The organism is Prescottella sp. D32 (genome assembly GCF_037287305.1).
Taxonomy (GTDB): domain Bacteria; phylum Actinomycetota; class Actinomycetes; order Mycobacteriales; family Mycobacteriaceae; genus Prescottella; species Prescottella equi.
The window spans coordinates 316,852-340,919 of record NZ_JARBSW010000001.1 but is presented as its reverse complement, the minus strand read 5'-3'; the positions used below and the strand labels follow the sequence as shown (position 1 = coordinate 340,919).

Here is a 24,068-nt window from a genome sequence, read left to right as displayed (position 1 = left end):
GCGGTTCAGGACTCGTCGTACCTCTCCCAGAAGCGCGCTCGCAAGCGGTATCGGATTCCCTCGTCCAGGTCGTACTTCTGCATCACGTCGCAGGCGTCGAGCAGAAGAGCTCGGTCGATGTCGTGGGGGATCGACGGTTTCGCCCGCAGGAGCTCCAACTGGTCTGCAGCAGTGGCACTCTCCTGGAACGAGGCGATGACTCGCATCACGACCTCGTCGATCAACCGGTCGTGCTCGGGGTTCTCGGTGTGGCCGTATCCCGGCAGTGCCTGCGCCTGAGACCCGGTGGAGACGCTGTAGGCGAGCACGCTGGTCGGCCGCGCCGGTGCCGGGCTGTGCGGGAGGGACGCGAGATCGAGCGGGGTGCGGGTCGGCCGCGCCGCCGCCACCGTCGCGGGTGTCGCCGACACCGTCTCCGGCGCAACGGGCTCGGGAACCGGTTGTCGATCGACCTTGAGGACGGCGTCGTCGACCGCGGCGCCCTCGATGATGTCGAGTTCGTCCGCCGCCCGCACCAGGTGCCGGCTCACGCCGTGCGGCTTGCCCTCGGCGGACGGCACGGCGAACACCACCACCTGGACTCCGTGGACCTGCGCCTCGTCCACTGCCTCTGTCAGATCGTCGTCACCCGACACGAGGAAGAACACGTCGGAGGCACCGTTGCGCGCGTGGGCCACGAGATCGAGGCCAATCCGCAGGTCGACACCCTTCTGCTCGCCGTTGACCCCGAACCGGCCCAGCCGGAGCTTGACCTTGGAGAGCTCGCCGATGCGCTCCTGCTGCGGATCCGGAACACCGTTGCGAGCCGAGTCGTACCAGTGCACGCGCAGAACCGGAAGTCCCGACCGGGCCTGCGCCGCGTCCACGAGTGAACTGACGAGCTTGGCGTAGTCGACGTGGATCCCACCGCGGAGCGAGGTGCCGGTGACCCGGGTCGCCGCCGAGGCGAGCAGGTACCCGGCATCGATGTAGAGCGAGCAGGTCGACCGCATCCGCTCACTATGGCACGCAGACCCGACGCCCACGGTGAACTCGCTCGACAGCGCAGACCGCCGAGGCTTCTACGTCGACAGGAGCTGGACGGGGCTTCGATCCGACGTGCCCTGACCGCGCGGGGTCCGCCGGGCCCGTGGCCGGCCGGGATGCGAGTGAACACGGCGAATGATCACCCGCATCCCGTCCGGACGAAGCTGCGATCCGGTGGGTCGTGACGCGGACCCGAGACGCTAGGCGACCACTTCGGCGGCAACGGCCGCGTCGACGGTCGGGTAGATGGGGTACTCCACGCCCGACAGGTACTGCACGGTGCGCACCACCTGGCACGAGTAGCCGAACTCGTTGTCGTACCAGACGTACAGGATCGCGGTGTCGCCTTCGACGATCGCGGCGTTCGCATCGATGATGCATGCCGCCCGCGAGCCGATGAAGTCACTCGACACGGCGTCGGTTGCCGCGGTGTAGTCGAGGTTGCGGCTCAGCACACCCGTCAGCGACTCCTGACGAAGGTGCTCGAGCACTTCGTCTTTGGTGGCCTCGCGGCCGAGCTGAAGGTTGAGGATCGCGACCGACACGTCCGGCGTGGGCACGCGGATCGAGTTGCCGGTGATCTTGGCCTTCAGATCCGGGAGCGCCTTCGCGATCGCGGAGGCCGCACCCGTCTCGGTGAGGACGAGGTTGAACGGCGCGGACCGACCACGACGGTCGGCCTTGTGGAAGTTGTCCAGCAGGTTCTGGTCGTTGGTGAACGAGTGCACGGTCTCGACGTGGCCACGCAGGACGCCGAACTCGTCGTCCATGGTCTTCAGCGGCGGGACGATCGCGTTCGTGGTGCAGGACGCGCACGACACGATGCGCTCGTCCGGATCGATGTCGCGGTGATTGACGCCGTGCACGATGTTGGGGACGTCGCCCTTGCCGGGCGCGGTCAACACCACCTTCGCCACACCGGGGCGCAGGTGCTTCGACAGCCCGTCGCGGTCACGCCAGATGCCCGTGTTGTCGATCAGGATCGCGTTGTCGATGCCGTACTCGGTGTAGTCGACCGTCGTCGGATCGTTGCTGTAGATGAACTTGATGACGTTGCCGTTGGCGATGAGGGCGTTGTTCGCCTCGTCGACCTTGATCGTGCCGTTGAACTGACCGTGGACGGAGTCACGACGCAGCAGCGACGCACGCTTGACCAGATCGTCCTCGCCACCCTTCCGGACGACCACGGCACGCAGGTTCAGGCCGTTGCCCGAACCGGCCTTCTCGATGAGCAGACGCGCCACGAGACGGCCGATACGGCCGAAGCCGTAGAGGACGACGTCCTGCGGCCGCGCGGGGCTCGTCTGTGCGCCACCGACCAGGTCGGCGAGGCTCTCCGCGACGAACTCGGGGATCGGCACACCGGCGCCGTGCGCGTGGTACGCGGTCACCAGCAGACCGAGGTCGATCTTCGACGGCCGCAGATCGAGGTCGGTCAGCGCCTCCAGGAAGGGGAAGGTCTCCTCGACCGAGAGCTCGTCGCCACGAATCTGTCGGGCGAAGCGGTGGGTCCTCAGGATCTTGATGACCGACTTGTTCACCAACGAACGACTGTGCAGCAGAATGGTCACCGAGTGCTTACGGTGCAGACCGCCGATGATCGGGATCATCGCTTCGGCGAGGGCTTCCTCGGAGTTCCACTGCGTCAGTTCCGCTGTGCTCACTGCGTTCCTCTGTCTTTCTGGCTCATTGGCGTGCTCGGTGGGACGCCGGGCTGGATGAGACGCACGTCATATGCCGGTATGGCGGAGAACGGCGTGTGCGCACCCAGCATATTGAAGCGTCTCGGCGGGCCTACCGGCACCACACATGCAGCGTCTCCCGGAGCTGTCAGGCCGCCCCGGATCAGCTTGCCAAGCCACCGGCTCCGGACGAGTCCCGGACGGGTTTTCCCGGGCCGGCGAAGGGGGGCGGCGTGGCGCCTGCGGCCGCGTCATCGGGTCGAAATCCCGGCGTCCCGGCCCTACCGGCTCGTCGCGCGGAGAGCGGTGTCGAGGGCACACATCAGCTCCGCAACGCGGCCCTTCCCCGGTTGCGCGGCGGGATACCGGCCGAGCACGTCGGTCAACGTGAGTGTGGCGCGCTGCCGCGCCCGCTCGATCAGCTCGTTCCCCACGTCGGCATCGTCGCCGGCGTTCAACTCACCGATGCGCGCCGCACTTGCAGCGGCGCGCAGGATGTGACCGACCTGGTGAGACTTCGCGATCGGGTGGAAGTAAGCGGCGGACGCCGCATCGCCGGCAGCGCGAGCGGCCAGACGGGCCGCCTCAGTGGGCGCCTCCTTCGCCGCCCGGTGTGCGTCCAGCGACGTCCGGCGCTGCAAATTGGTCCTCCTCGCGCCGTTGACGAACTCCCACGCCGCATCGACGGCTGCACGGGGCCGCGGATCGTCGGGACTCACGGCCTCGAACACCGGCAGGACTTCCTCAGCGCTTTCCACCACGTACCGCGCGACACATCGCAGCTCCTCGATCGTCAGCTCGAAGTCCCCGGAAACCACGGTCATGACCCCAGCCTCTCACCGCGCGGGCCTACGGCGGGCCTCCCGCGGCGTTCCGGCGGGCAGCTCGCGTGCGGCGGCAGCAACTACCCCCGCGCCATGTCCACGAACCGCGAGTAGTGCAGCTGGTGCGCGACGGTGATGGTGGCCGTCGGACCGCCACGGTGCTTGCCGAGGATGATGTCGGCCTCACCACCGCGCGGATCGTCCCGCTCGAAGGCGTCGGGGCGGTGCAGCAGCATCACCATGTCGGCGTCCTGCTCGAGCGAGCCGGACTCGCGGAGGTCGGAAACCTGGGGGCGCTTGTCCGTGCGCTGCTCGGGACCACGGTTGAGCTGACAGATCGCGATCACCGGAACCTCGAGTTCCTTCGCGAGCAGCTTGAGGCTTCGCGAGAACTCCGAGACTTCCTGCTGACGGGACTCGACCTTCTTGCCGGACGACATCAGCTGCAGGTAGTCGATCACGATCAGCCGGATGTTGTGCTTCTGCTTGAGCCGGCGGGCCTTCGCGCGGATCTCCATCATCGTCAGGTTGGGGGAGTCGTCGATGAACAGCGGGGCCTCGCTGATCTCACTCATCCGCCGCGCCAGGCGCGTCCAGTCGTCGTCGGTCATCTTGCCCGAACGCATGTCCGAGAGCTTGATCTTCGCCTCCGCCGACAGCAGACGCATCACGATCTCGGTCTTGCTCATTTCCAGCGAGAAGATGACGCTCGCCATGCCGTGCTTGATCGAGCACGACCGCATGAAATCCATGCCGATAGTGCTCTTGCCGACGCCCGGACGAGCCGCCACGATAATCATCTGACCTGCATGAAGACCGTTGGTGATCTCGTCGAGTTCGCTGAACCCGGTGGGCACGCCGAGGGAGATGCCGCCGCGGCTGGCGATGGAGTCGATCTCGTCCATCGTGGGCTGCAGCAGCTCCTCGAGCGGCATGAAGTCCTCGGTGGTGCGCCGCTCGGTGACCTCGAAGATCTCGGCCTGCGCACGGTCGACCACCTCGGCGACGTCCTGGCCGTCGGAGCCCGCGTAGCCGTACTGCACGATGCGGGTGCCGGCGTCGACGAGGCGACGCAGGATGGACTTCTCCGCGACGATCTCGGCGTAGTACGCGGCGTTCGCGGCGGTGGGGACGGTCTGGGTGAGGGTCACGAGGTAGGGGGCGCCGCCGATGCGGCGCAGTTCGCCGCGACGATCCAGTTCCGCAGAGACCGTCACCGGGTCGGCGGGCTCGCCTCGGCTGTAGAGGTCGAGGATCGCGTCGTAGACGGATTGGTGTGCGGGCCGGTAGAAGTCGCCCGGGCGCAGCACCTCGAGGACGTCGGCGATCGCGTCCTTGCTCAGCAGCATGCCGCCGAGCACCGACTGCTCGGCGACCATGTCGTGCGGAGGTTGCCGGCCGAACTCCTCGCTGGGCTCCTCCGGGGGTCCCGGGTACTCGGAGTGGCCTCGATCATCTACAACCGCCAACGCGACCGTCCTTCCCCGCAACGAGCCCGCGACGCCTACCGAACCGAGGTCCGGGCGGCGTCCTGCACTCTCTTTGTACTCGCGTCCCCCGACAAATCCCGGCCGCCCCGCGGGCGCCTCGAGAGACATGCTCGCAGCGACGTTAGGGGTCTCGAGGAGCCCACATCAAACCGGCCTGTGTACACAGTTGTGGATGAATTGGGGACGCGGAACCCTCGAGTGTTAACCGGCTGGGGAAAACTGGGGACAACCTGTGGATCGATGAACATCACACTCAACAATTCGCAGGTAGATGGCACTTTTCGATTTCACAACCCTGTGGATTGAAGTTCTCTCGGCGTGTCGGCCAAGTTGACAAGCCGGGCGTGTTGGGTAAACAAACGTCCAACGAGAGTATGACTCAGGTCATAGAAATGGCACCGGGTGGCGAATCTATCCACAAGCCGTCCCCAACAACGCGAAGGGCCCCGCGGACCAGGAGTCCGCGGGGCCCTTCGACCGAACGTGTCGACTAGGCGGCGACGACGTTCAGGTGGAACTTGGCAGCAACCTCGGGGTGCAGGTTGACCACGATCTGGTGCTTGCCGGTGGCCTTGATGTGGGCCTTCGGCAGCTCCAGGCTGCGCTTGTCGACGACCGGGCCGCCGGCAGCCTTGATGGCGCCTGCAACGTCGGCCGCGGTGACGGAACCGAACAGCTTGCCCGAGTCACCGGCGGTCTTCACCGACAGCGACACACCCTCGAGACCCTCGATGGCAGCCTTGAGCTCCTTGGCGTGGTCGAGGCCACGGACCGCGCGCGCTTCCTGCGCACGACGGATGCCCTCGACCTGCTTCTCGGCGCCACGGGTGGCGACGATGGCCAGGCCGCGGGGGAGCAGGTAGTTACGGCCGTAGCCGTCCTTGACCTCAACGGTGTCGCCGGGCGCACCGAGGTTTTCCACGTCAGCGGTGAGAATCAGCTTCATGTCGTCCCTCCCTTTCCTCAGCGAGCCGTCGAGACGTAAGGCAGCAGGGCAACCTCACGCGAGTTCTTCACGGCAACCGCGATGTCCCGCTGGTGCTGGACGCAGTTGCCGGTGACGCGGCGGGCGCGGATCTTGCCGCGGTCGCTGACGTACTTACGCAGCAGTGCCGTGTCCTTGTAATCGATCTGCGTGTTCTTTTCCTTGCAGAACGTGCAGACCTTCTTCTTCATAACCTTGTCGCGCAGCGGCGGCTTCGGCATGTCTATCTCCGTTTTCTGGATGTTCCGATCGGGTACGGATCAGAACGGCGGTTCGTCGTCCCCGCCGCGGGAGCCCCCGAAGGAGCCCGCCTGCGGCGCGCTGCCCCACGGATCTTCTCCGCCGGGACTGCTGTTGTAGTTGGACGCCGGACGTCCGCCGCCGGATCCGCCGGAAGAACCACCGAAGCCACCACCGCCACCGCCTCCGCGGTTGGCCTTGTTGACCTTGGCAGTGGCGTAACGGAGCGACGGGCCGATCTCGTCGACCTCGAGCTCCACGACAGTGCGCTTCTCGCCCTCACGGGTCTCGTACGACCGCTGCTTGAGCCGTCCGCTCACGATCACTCGCGAGCCACGGGTCAAGCTCTCCGCAACGTTCTCCGCAGCCTCACGCCAGATGTTGCAGCGCAAGAACAGCGCTTCGCCGTCCTTCCACTCGTTCGTCTGACGATCGAAGGTGCGGGGCGTGGACGCAACGGTGAAGTTCGCGACCGCGGCACCCGCCGGGGTGAAACGAAGCTCGGGATCAGCCGTCAGGTTTCCGATGACGGTGATTACGGTGTCGCCTGCCATGTGGTTCCTCCTGCTGTTTGTGGAGTTCCTGTTGGTCCAGAGCCTAGGTGCTGATACTGACGACCAGCGCCCGTCCCCGGATCAGACGGGAATCACTTGCCGTGGCGCAGGACCTTCGTACGAAGCACCGACTCGTTCAGACCCAGCTGACGGTCGAGCTCCTTGACGGTGGCCGGCTCGGCGGTGATGTCGACGACCGCGTAGATGCCTTCGGCGTTCTTCGCGATCTCGAACGCGAGACGACGCTTGCCCCAGACATCGACCTTGTCGACATTGCCGCCGTCCTTGCGGACGACATTCAGGAACGTATCCAGCGACGGGGCGACAGTGCGCTCGTCCAGGCTGGGGTCGAGGATGACCATCAATTCGTAATGACGCATAAGACCTCATCACCTCCTATGGACTGTGAAACGGCCACGGACTGTCCGTGGCAGGAGGGTCGTTGCGTCAGCAACCTTTGCAGGGTACACGAGTGCCCTTTGACCTGCGAAATTGACCTCGCAGTCGGATCCGGCCGGGGCTCGCCGGTCCCACGGGACCGCGGGATCGCCCTACGCTGGATCCATGCGGGCGACGGGGCACCTCCGGGCCGGAGGGACGACGGTCACCGTTCTCACCGCATGCGTGCTCACCCTGTTGCTCGGTTACCTGGACAAGGCTCGCTGCATCGGTCCACCGTTCGGCGCCGACGGTCGCAGTCTGATCTTCGATCGGATCAAGGACTCCGACGTCTGCTACTCCGACGTCCAACTCCTGTGGCTCGGACGCGGCATCGACCAGCACCTGTTCCCCTACACCGGCGGCATCACGCCCGACGGCCTGCTCACCGGCGGCACCGTCGAATATCCGGTGCTCACCGGGTTGCTGATGTGGCTCGGGGCGATCGGCGCGCACACCGATGCCGAGTTCTTCCAGCACTCGGCGCTGCTGCTGGCGCCCTTCGGGCTGGCGACGGCGTGGATGCTCGGCCGGCTCACCGGACGCACCGCGCTGCTGTGGGCGGCCACCCCGCCGCTGTTGCTGTACGGATTCCACAACTGGGAACTGCCCGTGGTCGCGACGTCGGTCGCAGCGATCGCGGTGATGGCGACGGGCCGGTGGTCGGTGCGCACCCGCGGGGTGCTCGCGGCGGTGCTGTTGGGCGTGGGGTTCTGCCTCAAGCTCTATCCGGGCCTGTTCGTGCTGCCCCTCGCGATGTACGTCCTCACCCGGAACCGGGCGCGCGCCGACCTCGACGTCCGCGGCGCCGCCGCCGTGGTCGGCGCCGCGGCGGCGACGGTGGCGGCGATCAACCTGCCGTTCGCGGTGCACGACTACACGGGCTGGCGCGCGTCCTTCTCGTTCCAGCAACTGCGCGAGGCCGACCTCACCAGCAACAGCATCTGGTACTGGGGCCTGCGTCCGCTGATGGGCGCCGGCGATCGGGGGAGCGCGTCGTACCACGCTCTCGTCGGCACGCTGTCCCCGTTGGCGCTCGTCGCCGGATTCGCGCTCGCGGTGTGGCTGGGCTGGCGCCGGTACGGACGCGAGGGCGTCTACCCGTGGATCGGTGTCAGCGCGTCGATGCTGTGCGCGTTCGTCCTGCTGCACAAGGTGCACTCGCCGCAGTACACGCTGTGGCTGCTGCCGTTCCTGGTGCTGCTCCGGATCCCCTGGTCGCTGGTCGGCACGTACCTGGTCGCCGACGCCGTGCTCGGAATCGCGGTGTTCCGCTGGTTCGACGCCCTCGCGACGAACTCGGACGCGGAGGTCGCACGGTTCCTCGTCGAGTTGGGCGTGTGGAGTCAGGCCGCACTGCTGGTGGTGTTCTTCGTGCTGTTCACGCGGGTACCGTTGCGCCGCTACGCGGGCGGGACCCGGGCGCCCACGACATCGGCCGACCTCGTCCGGGAACGTCCGGTCACCGCGACGACGGCGCGCTCGCGGTGAACCGCGGCTCCGCGCCCCGCCGGCATCCTTGTGATGCACTGGATCCCGTGACCGTCCCGCCTGCGCATCGAGGGCTACGTCGCCTCGCCGCACCCGCGGCAGTGGCCGCCGCCGCGTTCGCGGTCTGCGGCTTCGTCGTCCGGGCGAACCCCACCGTGCCCGGTGGACCCATCCCGACCTGCCCCACGCAGGCGCTGCTGGGCCTCGACTGTCCGCTGTGCGGCAGCTCTCGAATGCTGTACGCGCTGCTGCACTTCGACGTTCCGGGCGCGCTGCGGTACAACGCCGTCGGGGTCGTCGCCGCGGTCGTGCTCGTGGTCGCATACGTGGTGTGGGTGTTCCGATCGGTGCGTGGGCGCCGCGGCGAGAGCACGCGACGGCCCGGCTGGGTTCCCGTCGCCGTCGGTTCGACCCTCGCGGTGTGGTTCGTGGTCAGGAATCTTCCGTTCGAACCGTTCACCGGACTGCGGGTCTGAGCGGCCGGAAGGACACTCTCTACCTCGCGTGGACCGGTTCCTCGACCGGAGCCGGTGGCACCTTGGGCCGCAGCCACGGCGGCAGCCATCTCGGCGGTGCGTCCTCGGCCTGATCGAGGACGCCTCCCGCGGGGTCGTCGATGAATCCGAACCGCACGAGGTCGTCGGCCGGGCGGTAGATCTGCCGGAGGACCAGCACGCACAGCGCGACGACGGCCAGGTCACGCACGACGACGGCGCCGGTGAACCATTCCTCGGGCAGCCCCTTGTTGGAGACGCCCAGGTAGTACATCATTCGCGGCACCCACACGAGTGCGTCGATCGTCATCCAGGCCAACAGGATCCGACGGTGCGGCAGGGCCAGGACGGCGAGTGGCACCAGCCACAACGAGTACTGCGGACTCCACACCTTGTTGGTGAGCAGGAAGCCGGCGACCAGCAGGAAGCACAGTTGCGCCACGCGCGGACGACGCGGCGCGGTGAGCGCGACGTACCCGATGCCGACACACACCGCGGCGAACAGCAGCAGCGTGACGACGTTCAGCACGGACGGCGACTCACCCGGCGCGAGCGGTCCGTCGAATCCGGTCCATCCGGTGAACGACGCGATGACGTTGTAGATCGAGTCGGGATCGGCGCCGCGTTCGGAGTTGAGCCGGAAGAACTCGGCCCAACCACGCGGGAACAGCAGCGCGATCGGCAGATTCACCACCAGCCACGCGGCGGCCGCCGCGAGCGTCGCGCGCGTCCAGTCGCGCATCCGTCCGGACCGCAGACACAACACCAGCAGCGGGCCGAGCAGCATCAGCGGGAACAGTTTGGCGGCGCCGCCCAGCCCGAGCAGGATGCCCGCGAGCACCGGTCGTTTGCGCGCCCACGCCAGCAGGCCTCCCATCGCGAACGCCGTCGCGAGCGGGTCGAAGTTGGTGAACGCGTGCACGATCACCAGCGGCGAGCACGCGACGAGGGCCGCGTCCCACACCCGCCTGCCGGCCAACAGCGCGCTCGCCCACACCGTCACCAGCCACGCCATCGCCAGACCGAACGCGACGACGTTGAAGTAGATCGCCACCTGCAGGCCACCGGGCAACCATGGCGTCGCGTCCCACGCCTTCGCGACCACCATCGAGCCGTACTGGTACAGACCCGACAGCACCGGGTACTCCATGTACCGCTGCTGGATCGAGCCGTCGGATCTCGGTTCCTCCCACCACTTCTTGTAGGGGAACGCGCCCTCGTCGAGGTGCTCGGCACCGTACAGCGGGACGGTGTCGGAGTAACACATCGCGACGTACTGGCGGTTGCCGCTCCAGTCCAGCCCGAGAGCGCCGTCCGCGCCCACCGGGGCCTGCTGGATGCAGCCGGCCTTGGTGAACCAGCCGAGCGCGAGGAAGACGACGGCCAGCAGCAGGATCACCCTCATCGGGGTGAAGAAGCGGGTCCGGCCGATCAGCGCGTGCCGGCCCACAGGGCCGCCGATGGTCGATGCCAGCTTCGACGTCAGCGGATCCGTGTGGCCGGGGACGTCCCGCCAGTCGGCGGAACGACGATCGGCGGCGAGTGGTGCCGGAGACACCAACTCACCGCCGATCCTGTCTTCGGTGCTGCCCGCAGTAGTGTCGGCCACTCCGCGAGGCTACCGGGAATCCGCTACCCGGCGGGTACCGGCTGCGGCGCGGGCCGCTGCTGTCCCTGTGGAGCGTTGCCACCCGCGGCGGGCGGCTCCTGCTCCTCGGACGACGCGTCGGGGGACTGCGTCGGGGTGGGTTCCGTGGTCTGCCCCGGTCGGATCCCCGGGATCGGGATCGTCACGCCGGGCAGGATCTCCACGTTGCTCGTGGTGATCTCGAGCGGCGGCCGCGTCGTCGTGGTCTCCGAGGTGCTCGGGGGCGCCTGGGTCGTCGTCTTGGGCGCTGCCGGGGCCGAGTACGCGGGCACACCCGCGACACCGGCGATCGGCTTGGGCGTCGGGAACTTCTCGACGTCCGTGCCCTTGAGTGCGCCGTCCATCGTGGCCTTCCAGATGTCCGACGGCAGACCCGAGCCGTAGATCATGCCGCCGTAGCTGTTCACCAGCGGCAGACCCTGCTCGGTGCCCACCCACACGGCCGTCGACAGCGACGGGGTGTAGCCGACCATCCAGGCGTCCTTGTTGGCGCCGGTGTCACCGAGCTGCGCGGTGCCGGTCTTCGACGCCGACGGGCGTCCACCCGCCAGGCCGTGGCCGCGCGAGTACGCGGCGATCGGGGTCATCGCGGCAGTGGTGTTGTCGGCGACGGCGTCGTCGATGCGCTCCTCACCGGCCGGCGTGCCGCGGTCGAGCAGCACGGTGCCGTCGGCGGTGACGACCTTCTGCACGAAGTACGGCTGGTGGTACACACCCGACGCGGCCAGCGTCGCGTACGCGGACGCCATGTCGAGCGGCCGCGACTGGTACTGGCCCAGCACGATGCCGTTGTTGGGGCCGTTGCCGTCGGGCTCGGTGAGCGACTTGCCGACCCCGGGAATCTCCTCGGGGATGCCGGCCTTGTGCGCCATGTCGGCGATGGCCTGCGGACCGTTGTCCATCGACAGCATCTGTCGGTAGAAGCTCGTGTTGAGGGACCGCTTGAGCGCCTCGGCGATGGTGCACGTGCCGCAGGATTCGCCTTCGACGTTGCCGATCGAGATGCCGTTGACGGTGAGCGGGCCGCTGTCGTACATCTGCGACAGCGGAATCCCCTGGTCCAGTGCGGCCGCGAGACCGAACACCTTGAACGACGATCCGGTCTGCAGGCCGGCCTGCGCGAAGTCGTAGCCGGAGCCGTCCTGGCCGCCGTAGTAGGCGCGCACGGCGCCGCTGCGCGGATCGACCGACACGACGGCGGTGCGCAACTCCTCGGGCTCGCCCTCCATGTAGGTCTCGACGGCGTCGATCGCGGCCTGCTGCGCCTTCGGATCGATCGTCGTGGTGATCTGCAGGCCCTCGGTGTTGAGGTCCTGCTCACTGATCCCCGACGCCGAGAGTTCCTGCAGCACCTGCTGCTTCACGAGACCCTCGGGGCCGCCGGCACCGCCGCCGTTGTCGACCTCGGCGGACGGAATGACCTGCGGGAACTGAGCTGCCGCACGATCGGCCGAGTTGAGTGTGCCGCTGCCGACCATGCCGTCGAGGACGTAGTTCCAGCGCGACTGCGCGCCGGTCGGGTTGAACTCCGGATCGAGCCCCGACGGCTGCTGGATGACCGCGGCCAGCACGGCGCCCTCGGACACGGTCAGTTCCTCGACCGGCTTGCCGAAGTACGCCTTCGAGGCCGCCGCGATGCCGTACGCGCCACGACCGAAGTAGATCGTGTTCAGGTAGGCGGCCAGGATCTCGTCCTTGGACCACTGCTTGGCCATCTTCGAGGAGATGACCAGTTCCTTCATCTTGCGAGTGAGCGACCGCTCCGAACCCACGAGCGCGTTCTTGACGTACTGCTGGGTGATCGTCGACCCGCCGCCTGCGCTGTCGCGGCCGAGCACGTTGTCGCGCGCCGCGCGGGCGAAGCCGGTGACCGAGAAGCCCGGGTTGGAGTAGAAGTCACGGTCCTCGGCGGCGAGCACGGCGTTGCGCACGTGGGCCGGGATCTGGTCGATCGTGACCTCGGTGCGGTTACCCTCCGGCGGCACGACGCGCGTGATCTCGGTGGTGCCGTCGGACGCCAGGATGGTCGCCACCTGATTCGTCTTCATGTCTCCGGGGCGTGGGACGTCCGCGAAGATGTACGCGACCATGAAGCCGAGGATCGGGACGATCAGCCCGACGGCCACCACCGCGGCGGTGACGCGTCGTGCGATCTTCCACTTGCTCGACTTGGTCTTCTTCGGCCCCTTGGGCGGCTGACCGCCCGAACCCCCACCCGACTTGCGGGCCGTCGGCGGCGGACCGACCGGCGGACGCCCACCGGGACCGCGGCCACCGCCGCCGCCCGTAGCCGGACGCGGACCACCCTGCGGGGGACGTCCGCCCTGCGGGGGGCGTCCGCCCTGCGGCTGCCGCGGTGCTGCGGGGCGGCCCCCCGGCGGTGGGCCGGGGTTGCGGCGCGGCGCGGGGCCACCCACAGGTCGGCCGGGCTGCTGCCCGGCCGGTCGTCCACTCTGCTGCGGGCCGTTGGGACGTCTAGGTCCGTTGGCTCGACCCTGAGGGTTGTTGGGGGAACTCACGTACGAATCTCCAGTAATCGGGTGACTGTGGGCAGTCCTCGGTTGCGTCGGTCGGTGGGCACAGCTGTCGGATCCCTACTCGCTCGCGGTGCGGCGACGCGGGGACGAAGACCTCCGCGGCCGTTTCGGTGCAGGCACTGCACCGAGAACGTAGGACTGGACCAGGTGGTTCCAGCTGCATGTGCGGCACACCTCGACGACGTGAACCGAGAACTCCTCCTCGGTCGCGGCCAGACGAACCAGTTCCTCGGGTGTCCGTGCCGACCCCGACACCGGACCCAGCTTGTCGCCGAACACCCAAGATACGAGGGTCAACTCTTCTTTACGACAGATCGGGCACATCACCTCGCTACGGCGGCCGTGGAACTTGGCCGCACGCAGCAGGTACGGGCTCGCATCGCAGACCGCGCTGACGCCGGTCCGCCCCGAGTACACCTCGGACAGCAGGGACCGTCGCTGCAGCGCGTAATCCACGACCTGCCGCTGTATCCGCACGGAGACCAGAGTACGTGCGTCCACCGTCGGTGGGGTGGAGCGGGAGTGACCGCACGTGGGGACGAACACAAGGTCTTGACACGCGCCGGACGGCGGGGGCGGGACGGCGTCGCCGCGTCCCTCGGGCCGTTACCTAAACTCATGACCATGTCCGGGCAGGCTTCCGCACGCACACGCGCGCGCGACATCGATCGTGCGCAGACGTGTGGACTGCTCGACGCCGGATACAGCGAGGGCCAGCTGACAACCAGCGAGTACGACACCCGCACGGCCGCCGCGATGAAGGCGAAGACTCTGGGTGAACTCGACGCGCTGGTGTCCGATCTGCAGATCCCGGCGCACCTGTCCGAGGCGGTGGTCCGCGAGGCCCCCGGTTCCCGCCGCAAGCGCCGGGGTCCGGTGATCGCCGCGGCCGTCGTTGCGGTGGCCGTCGTGATCGGTCTCGTGGCCGTCGTCACACGCGGTGACGACGCGAGCCCGCAGACGGACCCCGTCCGCGAGGTCGTGGCCGCCGAACGACCGGCCGCGGCACCGGCACCGATTCCGGGCGAGCCCGACGCGATCGTGATCGAGCCGATCGACACGACGACCGCCGAGGGGATCGAGGAGTTCCTCCAACAGTTCCAGATCAAGTTCGGCGACCAGATCGTCGACGAGCTGTATCTCAAGCAGCGCTACGCCACCTTCACCCGGATGCTGCCGGAGCAGCCGCATCGCGTCCAGCGTTGGGACTACTACCGCGGTTTCAATCCGAGTGGGTCGCCGTCCTCCCGTCCGTCCAACGCGTCGGTCGACCTCGCCGGACTCCGGATCGAAGGGCTCCGGAACCTGATCCGGGACGCACCGTCGACGTTGGGACTGCCGGGCGGCCGGGTCGACAGCATCATCGTCAGGCCCAACCCGATCACCGACGAGCCCGAGATCCTGGTCTACGTCGAGGACCCCGGCCTGTTCTCCGGACACCTCTACGCGACGTTCGACGGGGTCGTCACCGACGTCTCCGCCCCGTCGCGCGCCGGCGGCTGACCGTGACCGCTCCTCGTGGCACGGCGACCGATTCGCCGCGGCAGCCGAACCGGCGCCTGATCGCGGTCGTCGCCGCGGCGGCCGTCGTCGTGGCCGGGCTGCTCGTGGTGGTCGGGACCGGTCGGTGGGGCCACTCGGCGGGCACCGATCACACGGCGAGCTCCTCCTCCGGCCCCGCGAAGCTGACCACCGCCGCCGGGCTCGTTCGACTGCTGGACGAGATCCAGCGGAAGTTCGGCGACTCCACGGTCGACGCGCTCGACATCTATCCCGAGTACGCGCTGTTCAACCGTCCCGTGCCCGGAAAGCCCGGGATGTCGGTCTCCTATCAGTACGAGATGGACGACGGCGAAGCCCGCTTCACGGAGGCCGGCTCCCCGTCGCCGCGCAGCGGCAACGGCGTACCGATCGATCTCGCCCCGCTGCGCCCGAACGTACCCACCGTGATCGGCCTGCTCTACGGCGCCGATCGCACGCTCGCCGTCGCCGACCCGACGTCGACGCACATCTCGATCGAACAGGACGAGCACGGGCCGACGGCCGAGATCTACCTGGGAAACGACGAGCAGGGTACGAGCGGCTTCCTGACGGTGGGCTTCGACGGTCAGGTCCGCGCCGTCCGCGGCGCCGACCGATAGACCGCTGGAATCCCGTGGACGCGGACACGCGACATTCCGACCGGTTCCCTATGATCACCGCGTGCCAGAGCGAGTCTCCGCCAGAAAGCGCGCACGTGACATCGACCGTGCGCAGATCTGTGCGCTTCTCGACGCCGGGTACGGCGAGGGTCAGCTCGACCCCACCGAGTACCAGAACCGCACCACACAGGCCATGCAGGCGAAGACGCTCGGGGAACTCGCCTCTCTCGTCGCGGATCTGCAGATCCCTGCCCACCTCGTCGAAGCCGCACGCGAATCCACACCGACGCCACGCACTGCGATCGAGGGTCGCGCAGTCGCGGCTGTCGTCGTCGCGGTCCTGGCGATCGGCGCGACAGCGCTGTACACGAACCGGGGCGGCGACACCGCGCCGGAGACCGTGGCTGCGGCCGGAGCGGCGCCTATCCCGGCCGGCGAACCGGAGCCGATCGTGGTGGAGGCGTACGACCCGGTATCCGCCGAGGGCATCCGTGACTTCCTGACTCGGTATCAGCAGAAGTTCGGCGATCTGCTGGTGGACGATGTGATCTTCTACCCGACCTACGCGTTCTTCACCAGGGCGCTTCCGGACCAGCCGCATCGGGCGCAGGACTGGAGCTTCCGGGGCGGCTTCTCGACGTCGGGGGGACCGGACGGGCGCGAGCTCGGCACCGTCACCGTGGACCTCGCGACCCTCGACGTCGACCGTCTCGCCGAGGTGCTCGCTTCCGGAGCGGACCGGGTCGGGCTTCCGACGGCGCACGTGGAACACGTCTTCGTACGCCCGGATCCGCCCGACGACGTCCTCGTCTCTGTCCTCTTCCAGGATCACGAGGAACGCACGGGCATGATCGACACACGGATGGACGGCACCGTCGTGGACGTCTCGCCGGCCGAGGGACGGTGACCGTGTCGAACCGGCTCCCCGGACGAACGCCGACGCGGATTCGTGCCCGCGACGTCGACCGCACCGCGGTGCGGGCGGCACTCGACGCCGCCTTCACCGACGGCCAACTGAGCGACGTCGAGCACCGGAGGCGAACGGAGGCGGCACAGTCGGCGCGCACGCTCGACGACCTCGACCGGCTCGTCGGCGACCTGCAGGCACCGCCGACCCTGAGCGGCACCACCGCGCCGACATCGATGTCGACGAGCACACGCTGGGCAGTCGCGCTGTCGGCCGCGGTCGTCGTGATCTGCGGCATCGTTGCGGTCACCTCGGATCGCGACGTCGTTCCGGCGTCGTCCGGGGCGTCGTCGGTGGAGCTGACCACGGCAGCCGGCTTCGGCCGGATGCTCGACGACATCGAACACCAGCTCGGCAGCGGGGAGGTCGACCGGCTGATCGTCTACCCGGAGTACGCGTCGATCTCTCGCGCGGTCGTCGGGGCCCCCGGCAGCGAGCAGTCGTACCGCTACGAGGACGGCCACCTCACCGACAACGGGCGCTCGCCCGGGCGAACCGCGGGTGTGCCCGTCGACCTCGCGGAGCTCCGCCCGAACGTCGCCCGGCTCATGGGTTTGCTGTACGGCGCCGACCGCACGCTGGGTGTGAGCGATCCGACCCAGGTGTATCTGATCGCGCAGCGCGACGACGACGACGGATCGATCGTGAGCGTCCATGTGACCGACGAGAACACCGGCGCACAGGGGTTCATGACGGTCGGTTTCGACGGTGAAGTGCGCAGCGTCTACCGGGCCGACCGGTAGGTCGTCCGGCGAGAATCTCGGATGACCGTGCGTCCGTATATATCGGTGCGATATAGTTGGCAATCGCATCTATCGGTTATGTTCGGGACTCTCAGGGGGTGTGGTCTTGCTCGAGCTCGCAATTCTCGGGCTGCTCCTCGAGTCACCCATGCACGGTTACGAGCTCCGCAAGCGGCTGACCGGCCTGCTCGGTGCATTCCGCGCCTTCTCCTACGGCTCGCTCTACCCGACCCTGCGCCGCATGCAGGCCGACGGGCTGATCGCGGAGGACGCAGGCGCGGACGGCACCGTCAAGCGTCGGGCGCGCCGCGTGTACGAGCTCACCCCCGCCGGTCGGAAGCGTTTCTCCGAGCTGGTGGCGGACACGGGGCCCCAGAACTACACCGACGACGGTTTCGGCGTTCACCTCGCCTTCTTCAGTCGCACCCCCGCCGAGGCGCGGATGCGAATCCTGGAAGGCAGGCGACGTCAGGTCGAGGAGCGTCGAGAAGGCCTCCGCGACGCCGTCGGGCGGGCCACCGGATCACTCGACCGCTACACCCGCCAGCTCCACCAGCTCGGTCTCGAATCGAGCGAGCGCGAGGTGCGGTGGCTCAACGAGCTGATCGCCGCCGAACAATCATCAACAGCAGCAGCACCCAAGAAGAAAGAAGGAGAACCCGACCATGGGTGAGAACAGCACCGCGGTGCGTGTAGCCATTGTGGGCGTGGGTAACTGTGCCTCGTCCCTGGTCCAGGGCGTGCAGTACTACAAGGACGCCGACGAGAACTCGACGGTTCCCGGTCTGATGCACGTCACCTTCGGCCAGTACCACGTGCGCGACGTCCAGTTCGTCGCCGCATTCGACGTCGACGCCAAGAAGGTCGGGTTCGACCTCTCCGAGGCCATCAACGCCAGCGAGAACAACACCATCAAGATCGCCGACGTCCCGCCGCTGGACGTTCCGGTCCAGCGCGGCCCGACGCTCGACGGCATCGGCAAGTACTACGCGCAGACCATCGAGGTCTCCGACGCCGAGCCGGTCGACGTCGTGAAGGTTCTGAAGGACGCACAGGTCGACGTCCTGGTGTCCTACCTGCCGGTGGGCTCCGAGGAGGCCGACAAGTTCTACGCGCAGTGCGCGATCGACGCCGGCGTCGCGTTCGTCAACGCGCTGCCCGTCTTCATCGCCTCCGATCCGGAGTGGGCCGAGAAGTTCCGCGCGGCCGGTGTCCCGATCGTCGGCGACGACATCAAGAGCCAGGTCGGCGCCACCATCACCCACCGCGTGATGGCCAAGCTGTTCGAGGATCGCGGCGTGGTGCTGGACCGCACGTACCAGCTGAACGTCGGCGGCAACATGGACTTCAAGAACATGCTCGAGCGTGAGCGCCTGGAGTCGAAGAAGGTCTCGAAGACGCAGGCCGTGACCTCGAACCTCGAGGGCCCGCTGGCCGGCAAGGTCCACGACCGCAACGTCCACATCGGCCCCTCCGACTACGTCGAGTGGCTCGACGACCGCAAGTGGGCGTACGTCCGCCTCGAGGGTCGCGCGTTCGGTGACGCCCCGCTGAACCTGGAGTACAAGCTCGAGGTGTGGGACTCCCCGAACTCGGCCGGCATCATCATCGACGCCATCCGCGCCGCGAAGATCGCCAAGGACCGCGGCCTCGGTGGCCCGATCCTGCCGGCATCGGCGTACCTGATGAAGTCCCCGCCGGTCCAGATGGCCGACGACAAGGCTCGTGCCGAGCTCGAGGCCTTCATCATCGAGGCCTGAGTCTCCGCGTAAACCTCCTGTGGCGGTGGTCGATTCCTTCGACCACCGCCACAGGTGTATTACGGGGATTCTCCGGACTAATCGGTGGTCCGGCGAATCCTCCGGTGCTACGGTGGCTTTCGTGGGCACTCTGAATCAGTAGATCGGGACGCCGCGTCGAGCTCGCTCCGCGGCGGGTCCTGAGCGCGCAGAATTCCGGTTCGGCTCGGCCGGGCCGGATTGCGCGGGGGCACCTTTCCCCGATCTCCCCGGATCCCCTCCGGGTGCAAGGAGCGCTCTCATGCCCGTCTCCCAATTCTCCCTCCGTTCCGTGTCGAAGCGATACGGCGACCGTGTGGTCCTCGACGCGGTCGACCTCGCCATCACTCCCGGCACGAGGGTCGGCGTCGTCGGCGACAACGGGTCCGGCAAGTCGACGCTGCTCGCGCTGCTCGTAGGCCACACGCCCGCCGACAACGGCGAGGTGCATGTCGTCGCTCCAGGCGGCCTCGCGTATGCCGCACAGTCCCTGGATCTTCCGGAGGAGGCGACCGTCCAGGACGCGATCGATCACGTGCTGCGCGATGTCCGGGCCCTCGAGGCCCGCATCCGCCGCTTGGAGCGGGAACTGGCACGCACGTCGCCCACCGCACTCGACGCGTTGCTGTTCGAGTACACATGCGCGACAGCGCTGTTCGAAAGCATGGACGGGTACACGGTCGACGAACGGGTCGACACCGGTCTGCGTGCGCTCGGCCTGCCGGATCTCGATCGCGCCCGGCCGTTCGGCACTCTCTCCGGTGGGCAACAGGCCCGGCTCGCGTTGGCCACCGGTCTGGCCGCGAACGCCGAGCTACTGCTGCTCGACGAACCCACCAACGATCTCGACGACGACGCCGTCGCCTGGCTCGAGCAGCGGCTGCTCACTCATCGCGGCACCGTCGTGGCGGTGACGCACGATCGGGTCTTCCTGGACGGGCTGACGTCGGTGATCGTGGAGGTCGCCGATCGCGGCGTCCACCGCTACGGCGACGGGTACGACGGGTATCTGACCGCGAAAGCCGCCGAGCGTCGGCGACGACTGCAGGAGTACGAGGACTGGAAGTCGGAGCTCGCGCGCAACGCCCGGCTGGTCGATGCCAATGCGGTGCGGCTGGCGGCCATTCCGCGCAAACAGGACAAGGCCGGGTTCGGACACGGAGCGTTCCGGGCCCGCGGCCGCGACCACGGCGCGATGGGCCGCATCCGCAACGCCAAGCAGCGGATCGAACAGCTGACGGCCGATGCCGTCGCACCGCCTCCCGAGCCGCTGCGGTTCACCCCGTCCCTGGCGGTGTCCGGGACGGTGCCCTCCGATGCGCCGGCGCTGCTGCTGTCCGACGTCCGCGTCGGAAGCCGGCTCACCGTCGCGGGACTGCAGGTGCCGCGCGGTGGCCGACTGCTCGTAACCGGCCCGAACGGTGCCGGCAAGACCACGCTGTTGGACGTGATCGCCGGCGAGCTAACGCCCGACACGGGGTCGGTGGCGGTAGCCGGCCGAGTGGGGTATCTGCGGCAGACGCCGCAGCCGTGGCCCACCGGAGCGACGCTGCTGGAGGCCTACGCCTCCCGAAGGCCCGGATACGAGGAGGACGCTGCCGCCGACCTGCTCTCGCTCGGCCTGTTCCGCCCCGACGACCTGCATCGTGCAGTCGGGGAACTGTCCTTCGGGCAGCGCCGGCGTCTCGAGGTGGCGCTGCTCGCCACCTCGGACGCCGACCTGCTGCTGTTGGACGAACCGACCAATCACCTGTCTCCGGCACTGGTCGAGGAGCTGGAGGAGGCCGTCGACTCGTTTGCGGGCACGGTCGTCGTCGTCACGCACGACCGGCGGATGCGACGGCGGTTCCGGGGGGAGCGCCTGACCCTGTGACGACCGCCCTCGGTTCACGCCATCTTGGACACCACCGACAGCGGCAGCACCTTCATCGCCATCGACACCGGAAGCCACGGCCACGCCGGGACGTACGCCTTGTGTGGTTCCTTCTCGATGGCGGCGGCCAGAGCGCGGCAGCCGGTCTCGGTATCGACGATGAACGGCACCTTCTTCACCTTCTCGTTGATCTCCGAACGGATGAAGCCGGGGAAGATGGTGCTGACGTCGATGCCGGTCTTCGCGAGGTCCGCGCGCATGCCCTCGCCGAGCGCCGCGACACCGGCCTTCGACGCCGCGTACGTGGTGAGGTTGCGGGGCATGCCGCGCATCGCACTCACCGACGAGATCAGTACCACGTGACCGGCATTGCGCGGGCGGAACAACTCGAGCGCCGCCTCGCTCTGCGCGAGTGCACCGAGGAAGTTCGTGCGTGCCGTCTGCACGTTCGCGCGAAAGTAGCCGGTGCCCAACGGTTGTCCCTTGCCGAGGCCGGCGTTGACGATCACCCGGTCCAGGCCGCCGAGTTCCTCGTCGAACTCCCGGAACACGCCGAACACCTCGTCGGGGACGTCGACGTCGAGCTTTCTGATCGCGACCGTGATCTGCGGGTGCGCCGCGAGCAGTTCGCCGCGCAGCTCCTCGAGCCGTTCGGTGCGCCGGGCTGCGAGCGCGAGATTGCGCCCGCGGGCCGCGAATTCACGAGCCATGCCGCGTCCGAGGCCGGAGCTGGCGCCGGTGATGAGAATGTTCCTGCGAGGCGTGCGGCTCACTGGTTGCCCTCCGTGTCGATCAGTTCGTTGCAGCGGGTGTCGAGGTACCCGACGGCGATCCAGAAGTGCTCGAACGCCGGGTTGGTGGTCTGCCCGTGATGGAAGCGGTAGTAGATCTGTTGTGCGATCACCGCCAGCCGGAACAGTCCGAACACCTCGTAGAAGCGCCAGTTGTCTATCGGCAGACCCGTTCGCTCGCCGTAGTATTCGACGATCTCGCGGCGAGTGAGCATGCCCGGCAGATCCGACGGCTGACGCTTGGTGGCCAGCATCATCGGGTGATCGTCGGCCTGCACCCAGTAGGCCAGGCTCGACCCGAGATCCATGAGCGGGTCGCCGACGGTGGCGAGTTCCCAGTCCAGCACGGCGCGTGGCCGCAGGTCGTCACCGAGGACGACGTTGTCGAGCCGGAAGTCGCCGTGGATCATCGACGACGCGACGTCGGCGGGCTGGTTGTCCGCCAGCCATCCCGTCACCCGCGCGAAGTCCGGGACGTTGTCGGTGCGGGCAGCCGCGTAGCGCTTGGTCCATCCCGCAACCTGTCGTCCGACGTAGCCTGCGCCGCGGCCGAATTCGTCGAGTCCCGACGCCGCCGGATCCACGCCGTGCAGCTCGATGAGGAGATCGACCACTCGCAGGCACAGCTCGCGGGTGTTCTCGGGAGTGAGGCCGAGGTCGTCCGGGGGAGCGGAGCGCAGGATCGTGCCGTCGACGCGTTCCATCACGTAGAAGTCGCTGCCCAGCACCGCCGGATCGGTGCACAGGCCCACCATCGCCGGTACGTGTGGATACACCGGCGCGAGCAGCGACTGGATGCGGAACTCGCGGGCCATGTCGTGCCCCGACGACGGCTTGGCGCCGGCCGGAGGCCGGCGCAGCACCAGGTCGCGGTCCGGGTAGCGCAGCAGGTACGTCAGGTTGGACGCCCCGCCGGCGAACTGGCGGACCTCGGGAACACCTTCGAAGTTTCCGGAAGCGTTGTCGCGCAGCCACCGGTCGACGGCTGCGACGTCGAACGCGTCCTCGTCGCGCACCGCGCGCGCGTTGTCGGGAAGCTCCGACGGACCGGCCGTCACTGGTACTTGCCCAACTCGAAACGGGCCACCAGGCCCTGGTGCACCTCGTCGGGGCCGTCGGCCAGCCGCAGCGCCCGCGCGGCCGTCCACGCGCCGGCGAGCGGGAAGTCGTCGGACAGGCCACCACCGCCGTGGATCTGGATCGCGAAGTCGATCACCCGCTCCGCGACGCGGGGCGCGGCGACCTTGATCTCCGACACCGCGGACCGGGCACCGGCGATGCCCTGGGTGTCGAGCAGCCACGCGGTGTGCAGCACGAGTAGGCGCAACTGGTTGATGGCAATGCGGGCATCGGCGACGCGTTCGCGGTTGCCGCCCAAGTTGATCAGCGGCTTACCGAACGCGAGGCGCTCGGTGCCGCGGCGGATCGCCAGCTCGAGCGCGGCCTCCGCGAGACCGACCAGACGCATGCAGTGATGCACCCGGCCCGGCCCGAGCCGACCCTGTGCGATCTCGAAGCCGCGTCCGGGACCGGCGATGATCGCGTCGAGTGGAAGCCGCACGTCGGTGAACGACACCTCGCCGTGCCCACCGGGCTCGTCGTAGAAGCCCATCGTCGAGAGCATCCGCTCGACTTTCACGCCGGGGGTGTCCATCGGGACCAGCACCATCGAATGTCGTTGGTACTTGTGTGCTTCCGGGTCGGTGAGGCCCATGAAGATGAGGATCTTGCAGTCCGGGCTGCCGATGCCGGTGCTCCACCACTTGCGCCCGTTCAACACCACCTCGTCGCCCTCGACGACCGCGGTGGCGGCCATGTTGGTGGCATCGGACGACGCGACCCCGGGTTCGGTCATACAGAACGCCGAGCGAATCTCGCCGTCCAGCAGCGGCTTCAGCCACCGCTCCTTCTGCGCGGCGCTGCCGTAGTGGTAGAGCACCTCCATGTTGCCGGTGTCCGGTGCGTCGCAGTTGAACACCGAGGCCACGAAGGGGGAGCGGCCCATCTCCTCGGCGAGCGGCGCATATTCGACGTTGCTCAGGCCGGCACCGAGTTCGGCGTCGGGCAGGAAGAGATTCCACAAACCCTGGTCCCTGGCCTTCGCCTGCAACGCGCGGAACTCGTCGGGCACCTGCCACATGTCGGCACCGGAGACGTCGGCCCGCTGCGCGAACGGTTCGACCCGCGCGGCCCGCAGCCGGGCCTCGACGGGAGCGACCTCGGTCGCGATGAACTCACGCAGTCGGTCGAGGTACTCCTGCGACCGCGCGCTCGGGGCGAAATCCATGCTGCCTCCGTCACGTCGACTAACTGAGCATTGCTCAGTTAACCTAGACGTAGACTTGCCCCGCAATCAAGAACCTGGA

Annotated in this window: 23 protein-coding genes; 9 read left to right on the top strand and 14 right to left on the bottom strand. The window is 68.2% G+C overall.

The genetic code is table 11. The annotated features are described in order from the left end of the window. Positions 1–5 precede the first annotated feature (5 nt). The 8 genes from PSS76_RS01545 to rpsF form a co-directional block, all read right to left on the bottom strand. The gene (locus tag PSS76_RS01545) at positions 6–992 is read right to left on the bottom strand and encodes an NYN domain-containing protein (protein WP_005516776.1); all 987 of its coding nucleotides are present in this window, start codon (positions 990–992) and stop codon (positions 6–8) included. Between the two features lie 234 nt (positions 993–1,226). After that, positions 1,227–2,690 carry a glyceraldehyde-3-phosphate dehydrogenase gene (locus PSS76_RS01540; protein ID WP_005516774.1) on the bottom strand — a complete coding sequence of 488 codons (1,464 nt, stop codon included), beginning with the start codon at positions 2,688–2,690 and terminating at the stop codon, positions 1,227–1,229. Positions 2,691–2,989: 299 nt separating this feature from the next. Continuing rightward, complete coding sequence (locus tag PSS76_RS01535; protein ID WP_064059474.1) at positions 2,990–3,532, bottom strand: putative immunity protein; 543 nt, start codon at positions 3,530–3,532, stop codon at positions 2,990–2,992. Between the two features lie 80 nt (positions 3,533–3,612). Then, positions 3,613–5,001: a replicative DNA helicase gene (gene dnaB, locus PSS76_RS01530; protein WP_005516772.1), complete on the bottom strand. Its 1,389-nt coding sequence runs from the start codon at positions 4,999–5,001 to the stop codon at positions 3,613–3,615. A 511-nt stretch (positions 5,002–5,512) separates the two neighbouring features. Beyond that, positions 5,513–5,968: a 50S ribosomal protein L9 gene (gene rplI / locus PSS76_RS01525; RefSeq protein ID WP_005516770.1), complete on the bottom strand. Its 456-nt coding sequence runs from the start codon at positions 5,966–5,968 to the stop codon at positions 5,513–5,515. A 17-nt stretch (positions 5,969–5,985) separates the two neighbouring features. Continuing rightward, positions 5,986–6,228 carry a 30S ribosomal protein S18 gene (rpsR, locus tag PSS76_RS01520; RefSeq protein WP_005516769.1) on the bottom strand — a complete coding sequence of 81 codons (243 nt, stop codon included), beginning with the start codon at positions 6,226–6,228 and terminating at the stop codon, positions 5,986–5,988. A 39-nt stretch (positions 6,229–6,267) separates the two neighbouring features. Further along, positions 6,268–6,801, bottom strand: coding sequence for a single-stranded DNA-binding protein (locus PSS76_RS01515; RefSeq protein WP_005516768.1), 534 nt, complete (start codon positions 6,799–6,801; stop codon positions 6,268–6,270). Positions 6,802–6,893: 92 nt separating this feature from the next. Next, positions 6,894–7,181, bottom strand: coding sequence for a 30S ribosomal protein S6 (rpsF, locus tag PSS76_RS01510; protein WP_005516767.1), 288 nt, complete (start codon positions 7,179–7,181; stop codon positions 6,894–6,896). 184 nt (positions 7,182–7,365) lie between these two features. Between rpsF and PSS76_RS01505 the strand changes: the two genes are divergently transcribed. Together PSS76_RS01505 and PSS76_RS01500 are read left to right on the top strand one after the other, a co-directional pair. Then, the gene (locus PSS76_RS01505; protein WP_337455771.1) at positions 7,366–8,730 is read left to right on the top strand and encodes a glycosyltransferase 87 family protein; all 1,365 of its coding nucleotides are present in this window, start codon (positions 7,366–7,368) and stop codon (positions 8,728–8,730) included. A 47-nt stretch (positions 8,731–8,777) separates the two neighbouring features. After that, on the top strand, positions 8,778–9,206 hold the full coding sequence (locus PSS76_RS01500) for a DUF2752 domain-containing protein (RefSeq protein WP_064079074.1): 429 nt from the start codon (positions 8,778–8,780) through the stop codon (positions 9,204–9,206). 19 nt (positions 9,207–9,225) lie between these two features. Here PSS76_RS01500 and PSS76_RS01495 read toward each other — a convergent pair whose 3' ends face one another. From PSS76_RS01495 to PSS76_RS01485, 3 genes are all read right to left on the bottom strand, one after another. Then, the gene (locus tag PSS76_RS01495) at positions 9,226–10,833 is read right to left on the bottom strand and encodes a glycosyltransferase family 87 protein (RefSeq protein WP_081183885.1); all 1,608 of its coding nucleotides are present in this window, start codon (positions 10,831–10,833) and stop codon (positions 9,226–9,228) included. A gap of 23 nt (positions 10,834–10,856) precedes the next feature. Beyond that, positions 10,857–13,391 carry a transglycosylase domain-containing protein gene (locus PSS76_RS01490; protein WP_370530791.1) on the bottom strand — a complete coding sequence of 845 codons (2,535 nt, stop codon included), beginning with the start codon at positions 13,389–13,391 and terminating at the stop codon, positions 10,857–10,859. A 75-nt stretch (positions 13,392–13,466) separates the two neighbouring features. Further along, on the bottom strand, positions 13,467–13,886 hold the full coding sequence (locus tag PSS76_RS01485; protein WP_005516753.1) for a DUF5318 domain-containing protein: 420 nt from the start codon (positions 13,884–13,886) through the stop codon (positions 13,467–13,469). Between the two features lie 147 nt (positions 13,887–14,033). Between PSS76_RS01485 and PSS76_RS01480 the strand changes: the two genes are divergently transcribed. From PSS76_RS01480 to abc-f, 7 genes are all read left to right on the top strand, one after another. Next, the gene (locus PSS76_RS01480; protein ID WP_337455770.1) at positions 14,034–14,912 is read left to right on the top strand and encodes a DUF1707 SHOCT-like domain-containing protein; all 879 of its coding nucleotides are present in this window, start codon (positions 14,034–14,036) and stop codon (positions 14,910–14,912) included. Between the two features lie 2 nt (positions 14,913–14,914). Continuing rightward, entirely contained in the window at positions 14,915–15,550 is a 636-nt protein-coding gene (locus tag PSS76_RS01475; protein ID WP_064079073.1) for a hypothetical protein, read from the top strand. Between the two features lie 61 nt (positions 15,551–15,611). Next, positions 15,612–16,457 carry a DUF1707 SHOCT-like domain-containing protein gene (locus PSS76_RS01470; protein ID WP_064079072.1) on the top strand — a complete coding sequence of 282 codons (846 nt, stop codon included), beginning with the start codon at positions 15,612–15,614 and terminating at the stop codon, positions 16,455–16,457. A gap of 2 nt (positions 16,458–16,459) precedes the next feature. After that, positions 16,460–17,260, top strand: coding sequence for a DUF1707 SHOCT-like domain-containing protein (locus PSS76_RS01465; protein WP_233281824.1), 801 nt, complete (start codon positions 16,460–16,462; stop codon positions 17,258–17,260). 106 nt (positions 17,261–17,366) lie between these two features. After that, positions 17,367–17,933, top strand: a complete 567-nt coding sequence (locus PSS76_RS01460; RefSeq protein ID WP_013417640.1) for a PadR family transcriptional regulator — start codon at positions 17,367–17,369, stop codon at positions 17,931–17,933. Beyond that, positions 17,926–19,020 (top strand): inositol-3-phosphate synthase, encoded by a 1,095-nt coding sequence (locus tag PSS76_RS01455; protein ID WP_005516744.1) that lies wholly within the window; start codon positions 17,926–17,928, stop codon positions 19,018–19,020. Before PSS76_RS01460 ends, PSS76_RS01455 begins: the two co-directional genes overlap by 8 nt. A gap of 280 nt (positions 19,021–19,300) precedes the next feature. Then, on the top strand, positions 19,301–20,911 hold the full coding sequence (abc-f, locus tag PSS76_RS01450) for a ribosomal protection-like ABC-F family protein (protein WP_064075996.1): 1,611 nt from the start codon (positions 19,301–19,303) through the stop codon (positions 20,909–20,911). 14 nt (positions 20,912–20,925) lie between these two features. Here the strand turns inward: abc-f and PSS76_RS01445 are convergent, their stop codons facing one another. The 3 genes from PSS76_RS01445 to PSS76_RS01435 are packed head-to-tail and all read right to left on the bottom strand — an operon-like array spanning position 20,926 to position 23,989. Continuing rightward, positions 20,926–21,684 carry an SDR family oxidoreductase gene (locus PSS76_RS01445; protein WP_005516742.1) on the bottom strand — a complete coding sequence of 253 codons (759 nt, stop codon included), beginning with the start codon at positions 21,682–21,684 and terminating at the stop codon, positions 20,926–20,928. After that, positions 21,681–22,760 carry a phosphotransferase family protein gene (locus PSS76_RS01440; RefSeq protein ID WP_005516741.1) on the bottom strand — a complete coding sequence of 360 codons (1,080 nt, stop codon included), beginning with the start codon at positions 22,758–22,760 and terminating at the stop codon, positions 21,681–21,683. The genes PSS76_RS01445 and PSS76_RS01440 overlap by 4 nt, the downstream gene beginning before the upstream one ends. Next, entirely contained in the window at positions 22,757–23,989 is a 1,233-nt protein-coding gene (locus PSS76_RS01435; RefSeq protein WP_005516740.1) for an acyl-CoA dehydrogenase family protein, read from the bottom strand. The genes PSS76_RS01440 and PSS76_RS01435 overlap by 4 nt, the downstream gene beginning before the upstream one ends. Between the last annotated feature and the right edge of the window lie 79 nt (positions 23,990–24,068).